This window comes from Vibrio sp. 811 (assembly GCF_033339195.1).
Window position 1 is genome coordinate 329,419 of the sequence record NZ_JAWOUB010000003.1, and the last position, 12,664, is coordinate 342,082.

A 12,664-nucleotide genomic window follows, 5' to 3' on the forward strand; every position below is an offset into this window, starting at 1 on the left:
TATTTTCACCATAGTTATTACTTGTACTAGCGTTGCAAAAGAGGTCTGATTTTCTTTTCCACCGCCTCACGAGCACGGAAGATACGCGATCGTACCGTTCCTACCGGGCAATCCATCACTTCTGCAATTTCTTCATAACTCAAGCCATCGAGCTCTCGTAATGTCATTGCGGTTTTTAAATCTTCAGGTAAAGCTTCGATTGCACTGAACACCACCCGTTGCAATTCTTTGGACAACGTTAAGTTCTCAGGGTTCGATATTTCTTTAAGTGCACTACCTGTTTCGTAAAATTCAGCATCTTCAGCATCGACATCTGTCGCTGGAGGTCTACGCCCTTGAGCAACAATGTGATTTTTCGCAGTATTCACTGCAATGCGATACAGCCACGTATAAAACGCACTTTCCCCACGAAAGCTAGGGATAGCTCGGTAAGCTTTAATAAACGCTTCTTGTGCTACATCTGGTACATCGCCAGGATTACTAACGTATCTGGAAATAAGATTACATACCTTATTCTGGTACTTTGTTACCAACAGGTTGAATGCTTGCTTATCGCCATTCTGAACTCGCTCAATCAATACTTGATCGGTCAGCTGCTCGTTCATTCGAGCGGATACTCCTATTTGTTATGCCCCTACTCTTCTCAGATATGGGTACTAATTATGCAAAACGTAGTATTGACACCACTGCTTACTTGAGCACTATTGTGACCCTAACGTGAATGAGAAAGTTCCATGGTTTCTCAAGTTTTTTGTCATTGTTTTTTCACAGTGTGATGTCTGTACCCAAATGACCACCGCTGCCTGACTTTAGTCTAAGTTTGACAAGCGAGCATCTTGGAGGGAAATGGGTATAATGAATGATCTCTGTCCCAGATTGTGCTGGGTCGAGCATGGAAAAGCAATGGCATTGACAAACTATTACTTTTCATTTGCATGGCTAATGGCTATCTGAACACCGCGTTACAAATTATAACTTAGGAAGCATGCTCATGCTCTGCATGAAAAAGAAGAGTGGCTCAGTCACCGCCGTAACACGGACGTCGATAGGTCTCCCAACTTAGCCCTTAGCGACAGATGTCGCGATAATGGAATGCACATGGTGTGCAAATAATACACAAGGTAACTTTGTTACCTTAGCTTGGGATTATAAAAGTTATATGAACACAAATCGTGAACATGAGTGTGATGTATTAGTGGTAGGGAGTGGCGCGGCAGGTTTGTCGTTGGCTTTGCGCGTTGCTAACCACTGTAAGGTGATGGTGCTGAGTAAAGGACCACGCAGCGAAGGGGCGACCTACTATGCTCAAGGCGGTATCGCTGCCGTATTTGATGAATCAGACACCATTGATTCACACGTTGAAGACACGCAAATCGCCGGGGATGGTATTTGCGATGAGGAGACCGTAAGGTTCATTGCTGAGCATTCAAAAGAGTGTGTACAGTGGTTGATTGACGGTGGTGTCCCATTTGATCGTGAAGAAGATGACTCTGACGATGAACCTCGCTACCACTTAACTCGTGAAGGTGGTCATAGCCGTCGTCGTATTCTTCACGCGGCAGATGCGACAGGTATGGCGATGCAAACCTCCCTGCAAGATAACGCTCATAACCATCCAAACATTCATGTTCTCGAACGTCACAATGCTCTGGACTTAATCACCGAAGACAAAATTGGCGGTGATAAAAACAAAGTTATCGGTGCTTATATTTGGAACCGCAACGAAGAGCATGTCGAAACCGTGCGAGCCAAATTTGTGGTTCTCGCTACAGGTGGTGCTTCAAAGGTTTATCAATACACCTCTAACCCAGATGTGTCGTCTGGTGATGGTATTGCGATTGCTTGGCGTGCAGGGTGTCGTGTGGCGAATATGGAATTTAACCAGTTCCATCCGACGTGTTTATATCACCCAGAAGCACGTAACTTCTTGCTGACTGAAGCGTTGCGTGGCGAAGGTGCTTACCTGCGTCGTCCAGATGGCTCTCGCTTTATGCCAGATTTCGATGAACGTAAAGAGCTTGCTCCGCGTGACGTGGTGGCTCGTGCTATCGACTTCGAAATGAAGCGTTTAGGCGCAGACTGTATGTATCTCGACATCAGTCATAAGCCTGCTGACTTTATTACGAAACACTTCCCAACCATTTATTCACGTTTGATGGATTTGGGCATCGACATGACTAAAGAGCCAATCCCAATCGTACCTGCTGCACACTACACTTGTGGCGGTGTCATGGTGGATAGAAATGGCTGCACCGATCTGAAAAATTTGTATGCGATTGGTGAAGTTAGCTACACCGGGCTGCATGGTGCTAACCGCATGGCATCAAACTCACTTCTCGAATGTGTGGTTTATGCTTGGTCTGCGGCAAAAGATATTCTAAAACATCACACTAACGTTGAGCTACCCTCACAGGTGCCATGTTGGGATGAAAGCAAAGTAACCAATAGTGATGAAGAAGTGATCATTCAGCACAACTGGCACGAGCTTCGTCTGTTTATGTGGGACTACATGGGCATTGTGCGAACTGACAAACGTTTAGAGCGCGCCTTACGCCGTATCCAACTGTTGCAACAAGAAACACACGAGTACTACAGCAATTTCCGAGTGTCGAACAACTTATTAGAACTGCGTAACCTTTTACAAGTAGCAGAGTTGATGGTTCGTTGTGCGATGCAGCGTAAAGAGAGTCGAGGTTTGCACTACACGCTTGACTATCCGAACCAACTGGAAAACAGCGGCCCAACGATTTTGGTTCCAGCTAAACAGCTTTAACTTTACCAAGTAAACTATTACATCAGCAGGGAGCATTAGCTCCCTGTTTCATTTCCCATTGGCGTAATACCAAAGATAGTTGACGATACTGCTCATCGTCACAGCTATCACGCCAAATCGTAACAACACGGCCAGATTGCAATTGGAATGTTATCTTGAATGGTGATGCCGATGTATCGACTCGCTGTAAATGACCCTTTTCGGACTCAATATCTTCCGAGCATTCGCCACACTCAAGGGCATCAAACCTAACCGAGCCATCGCAGTGCACATACCAATGCCCATGACTTGTAGGTTGAACAAGACTTTGGTTTGAGAAAGCCTTCACAATCAGTAATAACAAATAAGTCGATAATACGAGCGGAATGCTAGAGAGGATAACAGCCCAAGTCATCAATAAGAAAAGTACAACATTGAGGACTCGGGCAGTCAGAGAGGGAGAAGCAGTAAAATTAACGAACTTTGCTGAGGTTATGGGCGACAATTTTATCAACCATTGCTGCATGACCTAAATTTTCGCTACGGCCATGCCCCATTACCCAAGTAAACAGATCAGGATCATCGCATTCAAGTAAAGAAACAAAGTCACGCTGCTCTTGTTCACTCAGAGTATCAAAGCACTCTTCAAAAAACGGCATAATTACTACGTCAAGCTCAAGCATGCCTCGACGACAAGCCCATTTAATACGCGCTTTTTCTTCCGGAGTGTACATTCACTATTCCTTCATAGATGTCTTGTTGTTAGTGCGGAGTGTAACAAGGGATGTGCTACGTCACTAGTGTGCGGGTCACAATACGATAGTGAAAGCAGACAAATGTTGATTCGTAAATCGCTCCCCTAGTATCTCAAGGTTATTTGGGTATAACATAGCGGAAAAATATCTTCAAAAGGCATTGTAATTATGGAATGGCAAACTCGTTTTTCAGCATTACCTCTCTCAACTCAAGACGCACTTCCAGAGTTATCTATCTCACTGCTGGATAACTTCGGCATGATCACCATGATCGGTGACGATAAAAAATCATACTTACAAGGTCAGGTTACCTGCGATGTTGTTTCTTTAGAACAAGACCAATCAACACTGGGCGCACATTGTGATGCGAAAGGCAAAGTGTGGAGCGTGTTCCGCCTTTTCCATCATCATGATGGCTACGGCATGATCCAACCAAAATCGGCGATTGACGTAGAACTTAGTGAAATAAAGAAATACGCCATTTTCTCTAAAGTAACGATTGAAGCTTCTGATGACGTTATCTTAGGTGTCGCTGGCGTCAAAGCCGATGAATTCATTTCAACAATGAGCAAGACAACTGGCAGCGTTCGCCCAGTTGACGGTGGCACAGCAGTGCAAGTTGCACAAGATCGCTGGTTACTGATATTAAGTGCGCCAGAAGCACAGCAAATCGTTGAAACTACCGACGCTGTCTTTACGACAAATGAGCTTTGGAATCGTTTCGATATTGAGGCAGGTTTACCATTTGTCTCTGCATCCGCACAGAATGCTCACATTCCACAAGCACTTAACGTGCAAGCTTTAGGAGGCATAAGCTTCACAAAGGGCTGCTACACGGGACAAGAAACGGTAGCACGAGCGAAGTATCGCGGTACCAATAAACGTGCGATGTATATCGTAAAAGGTGCAACTTCTGCTCCATTCAGTGACGAACCAATTGAGCTCGAACGCAGCGTAGGTGAAAACTGGCGTTCAGTAGGTGCTTTATTAAATCACTACCAGTTCAGTGACAATCACGCGATTGGCCTGATCGTGCTGCCTAATAATCTCGATGAAGACACTCGTCTTCGTTTAGTTGCGCAACCAGAATGTGAATGGACAATCGAATCACTGCCTTACAGTCTTGATGATGAGTAATACAATCAATACTCCTTTGATGCAATTTCTCACAGACCAACACATTCCGTTTCGTCTGTTACCGCATCAAAGACCAGCAACGACCATTGAGGATGCCGCGCACCAACGCGGCATTCGCCCCTCTCAAATGGTGAAAGCAATCTTGCTACGAGACATGGGTAATCAATATGCACTCGCCTGTGCACCAGGTGATCGTAGCGTTGATCCCAAAAAAGTGCGCTCGTTACTGAAATGTCGCCGGATGACTTGTGTTGATCAAGCCGACGTTGAGTCCATCACTGGTTACAAAATTGGTACTGTCACTCCTCTGTTACTCAAACGTCATATGCCAATCGTGTTCGACCCTAGCTTACTAGAAGAACAGGAAGTCACGATCAGCAGTGGCGATCGAATGGCTGGGCTGGCGCTTTCTATTCAAGATCTTATCCAATTGTGCCAGCCGACCGTAGCTGAGATCTGTCGTTAATCGTCTAAAAACAATGTAATGACACGTAGTGTTTCTATCACTGCGTGATCTCGCTCATATCTACAAAAATAGACATGAGAATTTTTAATCACATATAAAACATAAATAGTCACAAAGATAAAACTCGTATATGCTGAATTTGTTGGTTAAGTTTCAAACAAGCACTTAACCAATATAAAGTGAGTCAGCTAGCTGAGTGACAGCATTCATGCAGTTAGTTATCCACTTTTGTGTAATGCATCTGTGACTATTCGCCCGCTGAAGCGGGCTTTTTTTTACGTGGCACTTTTTCTCTTTCATTTCCTCTAATCGTTAGAACGTAAAGTGTGTTACGCGAAGCACGACCTTAATAGAAACAACTAGCAAACAACCGTTTTCGTTCTATTCTTAATTCTGTAACAAAACTATTGCTTAATGCGTCACGTAAAAAGGAGTGTATTGGCATAAGGGTTCCTTTAGAGAGGTTATTTTTGGGGTAATCCTCACGCTATTTAAGAGATGACACTGTCAAATTGTCTAAGACAACACAATTCTCTGACGCAACACCCTACATCTGTATTTAATACTATTGCTGTCACAATAATTTTCGCGTCCAGAACGTAGAATACCTAGGCTAGGTTAGATAAAAGGAAAGTAAATATGAGACTGTTTAAGCGCTATACACCAAGTATGATTGCTAAACATATAAGTCGTCTTTTTAAAGGAAGAATTTATATTTACGGGGTCGGTAGATTCGAGTTTGATAACGGTAAGTTAATACTGCCGGAGAAAGCAGAGCAACGCCATTTCCGAGCGGTCAAAGAGATCAATCAAGAAATAATGAAACTCCGATGCGCATATGCTTAGCAAAATGTTGATAAAACAAAGGCTGGATTAACCAGCCTTTTGTGTATTTGAAGTTTGCTTTGCACTTACTGACGCGCCAGATCCGGCAAGTGTCCCTTTAAACCAAGCGCGCGCTTCATGATCTCATCTTTCGCTCCCGGCAGTTGCCCCGCTAAACTCAAGCCAATGCCACGAACGAGCTTCTTAGCAGGGTTCTCGCCAGAGAACAAATCTCGAAACCCTTGCATAGTAGCGATCATCTTTGCCGCTTCCGCTTTTCGCCAACGCTCGTAGCTTCTTAGGTTGCGTTTACTGCCGATATCTTGACCCTGCTTCCAAAGTGCTAATACTTCTTGAGCAAGACTGGCCGCATCTAATAAACCTAGATTCACACCCTGCCCTGCTAATGGGTGAATGGTATGGGCCGCATCACCAACCAGCGCGACTCGCTCGACAACAAAATCTCGCGCATAGCGCATTTTCAAAGGAAACGCAGCACGCTCTCCCACTACTTCACATAGACCAAGTCGAGCATCAAACTCACTCGTCAACGCTTTATTGAAATCATGTTCACTCATTGCCACTAACTGCTCTGCTCGATTTGGCTCCGTGGACCAAACAATAGAGCACATATCTGGTTGCGACATTGGCAAAAATGCCAACGGTCCGTAAGGAGTAAATATCTGGCGCGCAATGCTGTTGTGTGGCATAGCAGTTTTGACATTCGCGACCAAAGCATGATGACCATAGTCCCAATGCGTTAACGGAATATCCATTTGATGACGAAGCCACGAGTTTGCCCCATCGGCTCCGACCACTAACTTAGCCGTCATGGCTTGACCATTGTCGAGCGTCAACCAACTTTCTTGTTCGCCCACCGCTAAGGTCGCGCAACGTGCAGGCATAAACATAGTGACGTTATCGAGCTTTTGGACTTGTTCGAGCAGTGCGAGTTGAATCACTCGATTCTCAACAATATGCCCTAAATCAGGTTGTGCCATGCTTTGTGCATTGAACTCAATACTAGCAAAGCTATCTTGCTCCCACACTTCCATACCGTAGTATGGTGAAGCTCGGCGTTGCTCTATCCCCTGCCAAGCGCCAAGCTTACGCAAGATCGTTTCACTAGAACGGCTCAACGCAGACACACGCACATCAGGTAACTCTTTCAACGACTCATCTGGCACCTTACCTTCTATTACGGCGACACGCAGGTCACTGTCCTTGAACGCGGCAGCAAGTGCCAACCCAACCATCCCTCCGCCGATGATGGCGATATCTACACTTTGCATCATTGCTTTTTATTACCTAATTCAGTGCGGCCGTTCATCGTTTTACCAAACCAAGCGTATGGCGCAGTAGCGGCTGCTTAAAAATAGAAAGGTTATCCATCGCTGCTAAGGCCGTATTTCGCCCAATTCGCATCGCGGGTAAATCATTTGAAAAAATATGCACTAAGGCACTGGTTAGCCAGATCGTTTCGCTTCGATCTGCCTCTCTACGCTGACTAAAGCGCATCAAGCCTTGATAAAGACCAACATCCTCGCTTTGCTGCACGATTTCTTCTGCTAGCGAGACAACGTCGCGAATACCGAGATTAAAGCCTTGTCCAGCTATCGGGTGCAGCGTTTGCGCCGCATTTCCAACAATCGCAAAGCGATGTGAAATATTTTGCTTTCGATGGCGAAGAAGCAATGGGTAACTTGCACGGCGCCCCACTTTTTTCATCGCGCCTAAACGCCAACCAAAATCGTTCTGTAAACGCTGGAGAAATGCTTGATCAGATAACTCAAGAACGGCTTGGGCTTCTTCAGGGTGCAAACACCAAACTAAGGACATTCGATTGTCACTCATTGGCAATAAAGCAACAGGGCCATTTTCAGTAAAACGTTCAAAGGCTCTACCTTGATGAGGTTCTTGAGTCACAATATTGGCAATGACAGCCACTTGTTCAAAATCTTGCTCAGAAAGTTCTAGACCAATTTTCTGACAACAGGTCGAAACAGCACCATCTGCAGCCACCAGCAGTTTTGCTTCAAGTTGCTCACCACTTTTCAACGTCACATGGGTACAGTTTTGCTCGCGCTCGATATCGGTAACGGAGTCAGGACAAAACAGCGTAATTGATTCGCTGCTGTCTAATAATTCTTGATATACACGCCCAACATCGGCTAATTCTACAACATACCCTAGAGCTTCAACCCCAACCTCTTGCTTGGTAATCTCCGTCATCCCAGCATGAGAACGGTCAGAAACGTGGATATGTTCAATGGGTGTGACAAACGGTTCTACTGACGTCCAGAGCTGTAGTTGACGCAACAGATTGACAGTACCGTAAGACAATGCGATTGAGCGAGAGTCAAAACCAGGGTGCATATCTGATTGTGCTTTAAAAGGCTCAACGACGGCAATGCGGAGCTTTCCCTGAGACAAATGGTCAATCGCCAATGCTAACGTTGCACCAGCCATGGCACCACCAGCAATGACTACATCATATTGCTTCATACTAACCTCTGGACGGTCTACGATTAGTGAATAGTAGGTTTTTTGTCGCTGCTTTCAGGACGAACACCAAATTCAGCATGAATCGTTAGTACGCAAGCTTTGATGTGCTCAATCACTTGCTCTAGCAATTGCGCTTGTTCACCAAGATCGTCATCTTCATCAATGCCTAATTTGGCAATCTCTTCTAGATCAGCCAGTGCTTCTTTAGCGTCATCAGATGCTTTGTTAAGCGCAACGCCTGCTAGACCTAGCCCAGAAATAAAGTGGTTTACAAAGTCGGACACACTGTCGGCTAATGCGAATAAGCCTTCTTCGCCCGGCTCATCTGGCAATAGTAAAGACAGCTCCATTGATGTGCCAGTAAGCTCATTAACAGTAACGTTGAATATGCTCTGAGCAAAAGTGAGTGCTGTCGAGGGCCACCCCATCCCATCATTGGTGTAGTCAAAAAGAATCGGCTGCCAAGTTTGATCATTGATCGCCAATCCACCACTTAACATGCCAACAAATAAGCCATGTAACTCCGCCGGTGTCACAGCCAGGCTTGCCGATTGCAGTTCAGCAGCAATAGATTGGTATTCAGGAAGGGTGATTTCACTCATAACTTGGCTCATTCTTGCGTAATAATGTATTGGTATATCCTACCATCAAGGTTAGTGGTCTGAAACGGCTATCAAATTCAATTTTGGACAGCATTTGTTCAATTTGCCCAATTCCTGTGTGATCTCGTCATCATTTCTCTTTCTGTGATGGGAAATGCTTGAATCTTAATAGCGGTTTTCCTATAGTTTGCTCCTCGGTAGTTGTATGAAGCAACACCTTAGATAGCGCGAATATAGAGTTTATTCATCATGAGCAATCAAGCGATCGACGTTGAAATATTAGGCAAACTTACACGAGTGAATTGTCCGACAGGACAAGAAGAGTCTCTTGTTGCAGCGGCAAAAGATCTTGATCGCCGATTGAAAGAAATGAGCGAACGTACTAAGGTAACCAATGAAATCCAACTGCTGACCTTTGCTGCATTGAATATTTGCTATGAGTTGCACACCAAGTCATACGAATCCAATGGTCAACAGCAAGAAATTACTGAGCGAATGGAAAAGCTCACCGCGTCTTTAGAGAACGCACTAAGCAAAGTTACGCAAGGACAGCAGTAAATACAAAATTTACCCTGGGGTGTGCGTCAGCAGGATTTAAGTCCCTGAGCCGATAAGCAATACCTAAGGGTTAGTATTTGGTAACTATTGAGCAAGCTCGGCATGCACCGAGAAGCCTACGGTTGTCATTGCTGATCCGCCTTGAACCAGCTGGTTCAAGGGCCACAATCCTCAACGGCACCCTGGGGTATTCTCTCTATGTCAGACCTCTCTCGACAAGACTTCCGCAAACTGATTCGTGAAAAGCGCAACGCTCTGTGCAGTGATACGCAATACCAAGCGGGAATCGACCTTATTACTCAATTTTCCCAACTTCCTGAAATCGATCAGGCGCAACATATTGCCATCTACCTTTCTGCAGACGGTGAGCTTGATACTAAACCGCTCATTGAATGGTTATGGCAACAGGGAAAATCGGTTTATCTGCCCGTCATCCATCCCTTTTCTAAAGGTCAGTTACTGTTTCTTCAGTATATAAGTGATGAACAGCTCATCTACAACAAGTACGGCATCTTAGAGCCCAAGCTCGATATCAGACACCTCAAACCCGTTCGCCAGCTTGATTTAATCTGCACGCCTTTAGTTGGGTTCGACAGTATCGGACACCGCTTAGGCATGGGCGGAGGGTACTACGATCGTACTCTGTCACGTTGGTTTATAACTGGAGAGGGTGCTAAACCTGTCGGTATCGCTCATGACTGCCAACATGTAGAACGCTTACCAATTGAAAGCTGGGATATTCCATTACCTAAGATCGTGACCCCAAGCCAAATATGGCAATGGGAAAGTGACAAGTAAGCCGCTATAATCACGCCCGCAAACGTTAACGAACATCTATTCAGGAGATTGGCATGACTCAAGATGAAATGAAAAAAGCGGCTGGTTGGGCAGCACTAAAATATGTTGAGAAAGGCAGCATTGTCGGTGTTGGTACTGGCTCTACCGTGAATCACTTCATCGATGCACTAGGCACTATCAAAGATGATATTAAAGGTGCAGTGTCTAGCTCTGTCGCTTCAACTGAGCGCCTTAAAGAGCTTGGTATTGAAGTATACGAGTGTAACGATGTAATGAAGCTGGATGTGTATGTTGATGGCGCAGATGAGATCAACCCAGCACGTGAAATGATCAAAGGCGGCGGCGCGGCTCTGACTCGTGAGAAAATTGTCGCAGCAATCTCTGATAAGTTCGTATGTATCGTTGACGGCACTAAAGCAGTTGACGTACTTGGCCAGTTCCCATTGCCTGTTGAAGTAATCCCAATGGCACGCTCTTACGTGGCTCGTGAATTGGTAAAACTAGGTGGTGATCCAGCTTACCGTGAAGGCGTTGTGACTGACAACGGCAACGTGATTCTGGATGTGCACAATATGCAAATTACCAACCCGAAAGAAATGGAAGACAAAATAAACGGCATCGCTGGTGTGGTGACTGTGGGTCTTTTCGCTCATCGTGGTGCAGACGTAGTGATCACTGGCACACCAGAAGGTGCAAAAATTGAAGAGTAAATAACAGCCCAAAATGAACCTATCTGGTTCACTTTTCTGTTATTTCATTACATACGGTGCTGAAAGGCACCGTTTTTTATTCCTTTCTATAAGAAAATTATCTCTTATTCCGTAATTTTCTTACCCAAAGCAATTTTTTTTTGTTACTTTATTGAACAGAAGACGCACAGGGAAACGTTTGTCTTCCTACAAAACTGTTAATTATCCCCTTTTTAATAGTTTTGCCCAATGTGCGCCACATTAGCCCACCTTTCCATTTTAAGGACGAGAAAAAATGGCCAAAGTTTCACTGGAAAAAGAAAAGATTAAGATCCTCTTGTTAGAGGGACTCCACCCTTCTTCAGTTGAAGTTCTTCAAGCAGCTGGTTATACCAACATTGAATACCATAAAGGTTCCCTTCCGGAAGAAGAACTAATTGAAGCGGTAAAAGACGTACACTTCATTGGTATCCGCTCCCGTACGAACCTATCCGAAGAGGTAATAAATGCGGCGAACAAGCTGGTTGCAATTGGCTGTTTTTGTATTGGTACTAACCAAGTAAACCTAGACGCAGCAGCAAAACGCGGTATTCCTGTCTTTAATGCACCATTCTCTAACACTCGAAGCGTGGCAGAGCTTGTACTTGGGCAAATCCTTTTACTAGTGCGTGGTATTCCTGAAAAGAATGCACTTGCACATCGCGGTATTTGGAAGAAAAGTGCAGACAACTCTTACGAAGCTCGTGGTAAGTGCCTTGGCATTATCGGATACGGTCACATTGGTACTCAGCTTGGTATTATTGCCGAAAACTTAGGTATGCGCGTTTACTACTACGATATTGAGAACAAACTGTCCCTTGGTAATGCGACGCAAGTACATACCATGAGTGAACTATTGAACAAATGTGATGTGATTTCTTTGCACGTTCCCGAAACACCGGAAACGAAAAACATGATGGGTGAAGCTGAATTTGCTCGAATGAAACCAGGTTCCATCTTTATCAACGCGGCACGTGGCACCGTTGTGGATATTCCTGCACTTTGCCATAGCTTAGAAGCTGGTCACCTTGCCGGCGCTGCAATTGATGTATTCCCAACTGAACCAAAAACGAATGCTGACCCGTTCGAGTCTCCTTTACAAAAATTCGATAACGTCATCCTCACTCCACACGTTGGTGGTTCAACACAAGAAGCACAAGAAAATATCGGCTTAGAAGTGGCGGGTAAACTGGCTAAGTACTCTGATAACGGATCGACACTTTCAAGCGTAAACTTCCCTGAAGTGTCATTACCAGAACACAGTGGTGAGTGCTCTCGTCTGCTTCATATCCACAAGAACCGTCCTGGTATCCTAACTCAGATCAACACCATCTTTGCTGAAGAAGGCATTAACATTGCCGCGCAGTACCTACAAACAGCCGCTGAAATAGGCTACGTAGTGATCGACGTTGAAACTGAACGCTCAGAAGAAGCTCTAACAAAGCTCAAAAACATTGAAGGCACAATCCGTGCTCGTATCCTGCATTAAACTGTGAAATAGAAATGACAAAGGCAGGGGTTGTAACTCCCTGCCTTTT

General features: G+C 44.9%; 14 protein-coding genes and 1 other RNA gene. 9 read left to right on the forward strand and 6 right to left on the reverse strand.

The annotated features are described in order from the left end of the window. Positions 1-26 precede the first annotated feature (26 nt). Positions 27-605, reverse strand: a complete 579-nt coding sequence (gene rpoE / locus R7Q46_RS08325) for an RNA polymerase sigma factor RpoE (protein ID WP_005380946.1) — start codon at positions 603-605, stop codon at positions 27-29. A 554-nt stretch (positions 606-1,159) separates the two neighbouring features. Between rpoE and nadB the strand changes: the two genes are divergently transcribed. Then, positions 1,160-2,773, forward strand: a complete 1,614-nt coding sequence (nadB, locus tag R7Q46_RS08330) for an L-aspartate oxidase (RefSeq protein WP_005380947.1) — start codon at positions 1,160-1,162, stop codon at positions 2,771-2,773. 22 nt (positions 2,774-2,795) lie between these two features. Here nadB and R7Q46_RS08335 read toward each other — a convergent pair whose 3' ends face one another. Together R7Q46_RS08335 and R7Q46_RS08340 are read right to left on the reverse strand one after the other, a co-directional pair. Beyond that, positions 2,796-3,257, reverse strand: a complete 462-nt coding sequence (locus R7Q46_RS08335) for a protein YgfX (RefSeq protein ID WP_250154679.1) — start codon at positions 3,255-3,257, stop codon at positions 2,796-2,798. Continuing rightward, positions 3,226-3,486, reverse strand: coding sequence for a succinate dehydrogenase assembly factor 2 (locus tag R7Q46_RS08340; protein WP_005380951.1), 261 nt, complete (start codon positions 3,484-3,486; stop codon positions 3,226-3,228). The genes R7Q46_RS08335 and R7Q46_RS08340 overlap by 32 nt, the downstream gene beginning before the upstream one ends. Positions 3,487-3,675: 189 nt before the next feature. On the opposite strand from R7Q46_RS08340, the gene ygfZ reads away from it, so the two are divergent. From ygfZ to R7Q46_RS08355, 3 genes are all read left to right on the forward strand, one after another. Continuing rightward, a complete protein-coding gene (gene ygfZ, locus R7Q46_RS08345) occupies positions 3,676-4,644 on the forward strand; it encodes a tRNA-modifying protein YgfZ (RefSeq protein WP_025768842.1) in 969 nt (322 codons plus the stop codon). Beyond that, positions 4,637-5,110 carry an aminoacyl-tRNA deacylase gene (locus tag R7Q46_RS08350; RefSeq protein ID WP_005384562.1) on the forward strand — a complete coding sequence of 158 codons (474 nt, stop codon included), beginning with the start codon at positions 4,637-4,639 and terminating at the stop codon, positions 5,108-5,110. The genes ygfZ and R7Q46_RS08350 overlap by 8 nt, the downstream gene beginning before the upstream one ends. Before the next feature lie 639 nt (positions 5,111-5,749). After that, positions 5,750-5,956, forward strand: coding sequence for a DUF1107 domain-containing protein (locus R7Q46_RS08355; protein ID WP_005380970.1), 207 nt, complete (start codon positions 5,750-5,752; stop codon positions 5,954-5,956). Positions 5,957-6,021: 65 nt separating this feature from the next. On the opposite strand, the gene R7Q46_RS08360 is transcribed toward R7Q46_RS08355, so the two are convergent. From R7Q46_RS08360 to R7Q46_RS08370, 3 genes are read right to left on the reverse strand one after another with little or no spacing between them, the layout of a single operon-like run. After that, positions 6,022-7,230, reverse strand: coding sequence for an FAD-dependent 2-octaprenylphenol hydroxylase (locus R7Q46_RS08360; protein ID WP_213872058.1), 1,209 nt, complete (start codon positions 7,228-7,230; stop codon positions 6,022-6,024). Positions 7,231-7,261: 31 nt separating this feature from the next. Beyond that, on the reverse strand, positions 7,262-8,440 hold the full coding sequence (gene ubiH, locus R7Q46_RS08365) for a 2-octaprenyl-6-methoxyphenyl hydroxylase (protein WP_318077437.1): 1,179 nt from the start codon (positions 8,438-8,440) through the stop codon (positions 7,262-7,264). 23 nt (positions 8,441-8,463) lie between these two features. Beyond that, a complete protein-coding gene (locus R7Q46_RS08370; RefSeq protein ID WP_005380976.1) occupies positions 8,464-9,042 on the reverse strand; it encodes a YecA family protein in 579 nt (192 codons plus the stop codon). A gap of 249 nt (positions 9,043-9,291) precedes the next feature. Here R7Q46_RS08370 and R7Q46_RS08375 point away from each other — a divergent pair, with 249 nt between their 5' ends. The 5 genes from R7Q46_RS08375 to serA all read left to right on the forward strand — a co-directional run bounded on the left by R7Q46_RS08375 (position 9,292) and on the right by serA (position 12,615). Further along, positions 9,292-9,600 (forward strand): cell division protein ZapA, encoded by a 309-nt coding sequence (locus R7Q46_RS08375; RefSeq protein ID WP_005384553.1) that lies wholly within the window; start codon positions 9,292-9,294, stop codon positions 9,598-9,600. Positions 9,601-9,608: 8 nt separating this feature from the next. After that, a non-coding RNA gene (gene ssrS / locus R7Q46_RS08380) (6S RNA) lies at positions 9,609-9,793 on the forward strand. 5 nt (positions 9,794-9,798) lie between these two features. Next, a complete protein-coding gene (locus R7Q46_RS08385) occupies positions 9,799-10,398 on the forward strand; it encodes a 5-formyltetrahydrofolate cyclo-ligase (protein ID WP_053350725.1) in 600 nt (199 codons plus the stop codon). Between the two features lie 53 nt (positions 10,399-10,451). Beyond that, on the forward strand, positions 10,452-11,108 hold the full coding sequence (rpiA, locus tag R7Q46_RS08390) for a ribose-5-phosphate isomerase RpiA (protein ID WP_005380982.1): 657 nt from the start codon (positions 10,452-10,454) through the stop codon (positions 11,106-11,108). A gap of 274 nt (positions 11,109-11,382) precedes the next feature. Next, positions 11,383-12,615 carry a phosphoglycerate dehydrogenase gene (gene serA, locus R7Q46_RS08395; protein WP_005384551.1) on the forward strand — a complete coding sequence of 411 codons (1,233 nt, stop codon included), beginning with the start codon at positions 11,383-11,385 and terminating at the stop codon, positions 12,613-12,615. Positions 12,616-12,664: the final 49 nt, after the last annotated feature.

Excerpts from the sequence above, each read along its gene's own strand:
- rpoE (WP_005380946.1), bottom strand. The coding sequence starts at position 605 with ATGAACGAGCAGCTGACCGATCAAGTATTGATTGAGCGAGTTCAGAAT.
- nadB (WP_005380947.1), top strand. The coding sequence starts at position 1,160 with ATGAACACAAATCGTGAACATGAGTGTGATGTATTAGTGGTAGGGAGT.
- R7Q46_RS08340 (WP_005380951.1), bottom strand. The coding sequence starts at position 3,486 with ATGTACACTCCGGAAGAAAAAGCGCGTATTAAATGGGCTTGTCGTCGA.
- ygfZ (WP_025768842.1), top strand. The coding sequence starts at position 3,676 with ATGGAATGGCAAACTCGTTTTTCAGCATTACCTCTCTCAACTCAAGAC.
- R7Q46_RS08350 (WP_005384562.1), top strand. The coding sequence starts at position 4,637 with ATGAGTAATACAATCAATACTCCTTTGATGCAATTTCTCACAGACCAA.
- R7Q46_RS08355 (WP_005380970.1), top strand. The coding sequence starts at position 5,750 with ATGAGACTGTTTAAGCGCTATACACCAAGTATGATTGCTAAACATATA.
- R7Q46_RS08360 (WP_213872058.1), bottom strand. The coding sequence starts at position 7,230 with ATGATGCAAAGTGTAGATATCGCCATCATCGGCGGAGGGATGGTTGGG.
- ubiH (WP_318077437.1), bottom strand. The coding sequence starts at position 8,440 with ATGAAGCAATATGATGTAGTCATTGCTGGTGGTGCCATGGCTGGTGCA.
- R7Q46_RS08370 (WP_005380976.1), bottom strand. The coding sequence starts at position 9,042 with ATGAGTGAAATCACCCTTCCTGAATACCAATCTATTGCTGCTGAACTG.
- R7Q46_RS08375 (WP_005384553.1), top strand. The coding sequence starts at position 9,292 with ATGAGCAATCAAGCGATCGACGTTGAAATATTAGGCAAACTTACACGA.
- R7Q46_RS08385 (WP_053350725.1), top strand. The coding sequence starts at position 9,799 with ATGTCAGACCTCTCTCGACAAGACTTCCGCAAACTGATTCGTGAAAAG.
- rpiA (WP_005380982.1), top strand. The coding sequence starts at position 10,452 with ATGACTCAAGATGAAATGAAAAAAGCGGCTGGTTGGGCAGCACTAAAA.
- serA (WP_005384551.1), top strand. The coding sequence starts at position 11,383 with ATGGCCAAAGTTTCACTGGAAAAAGAAAAGATTAAGATCCTCTTGTTA.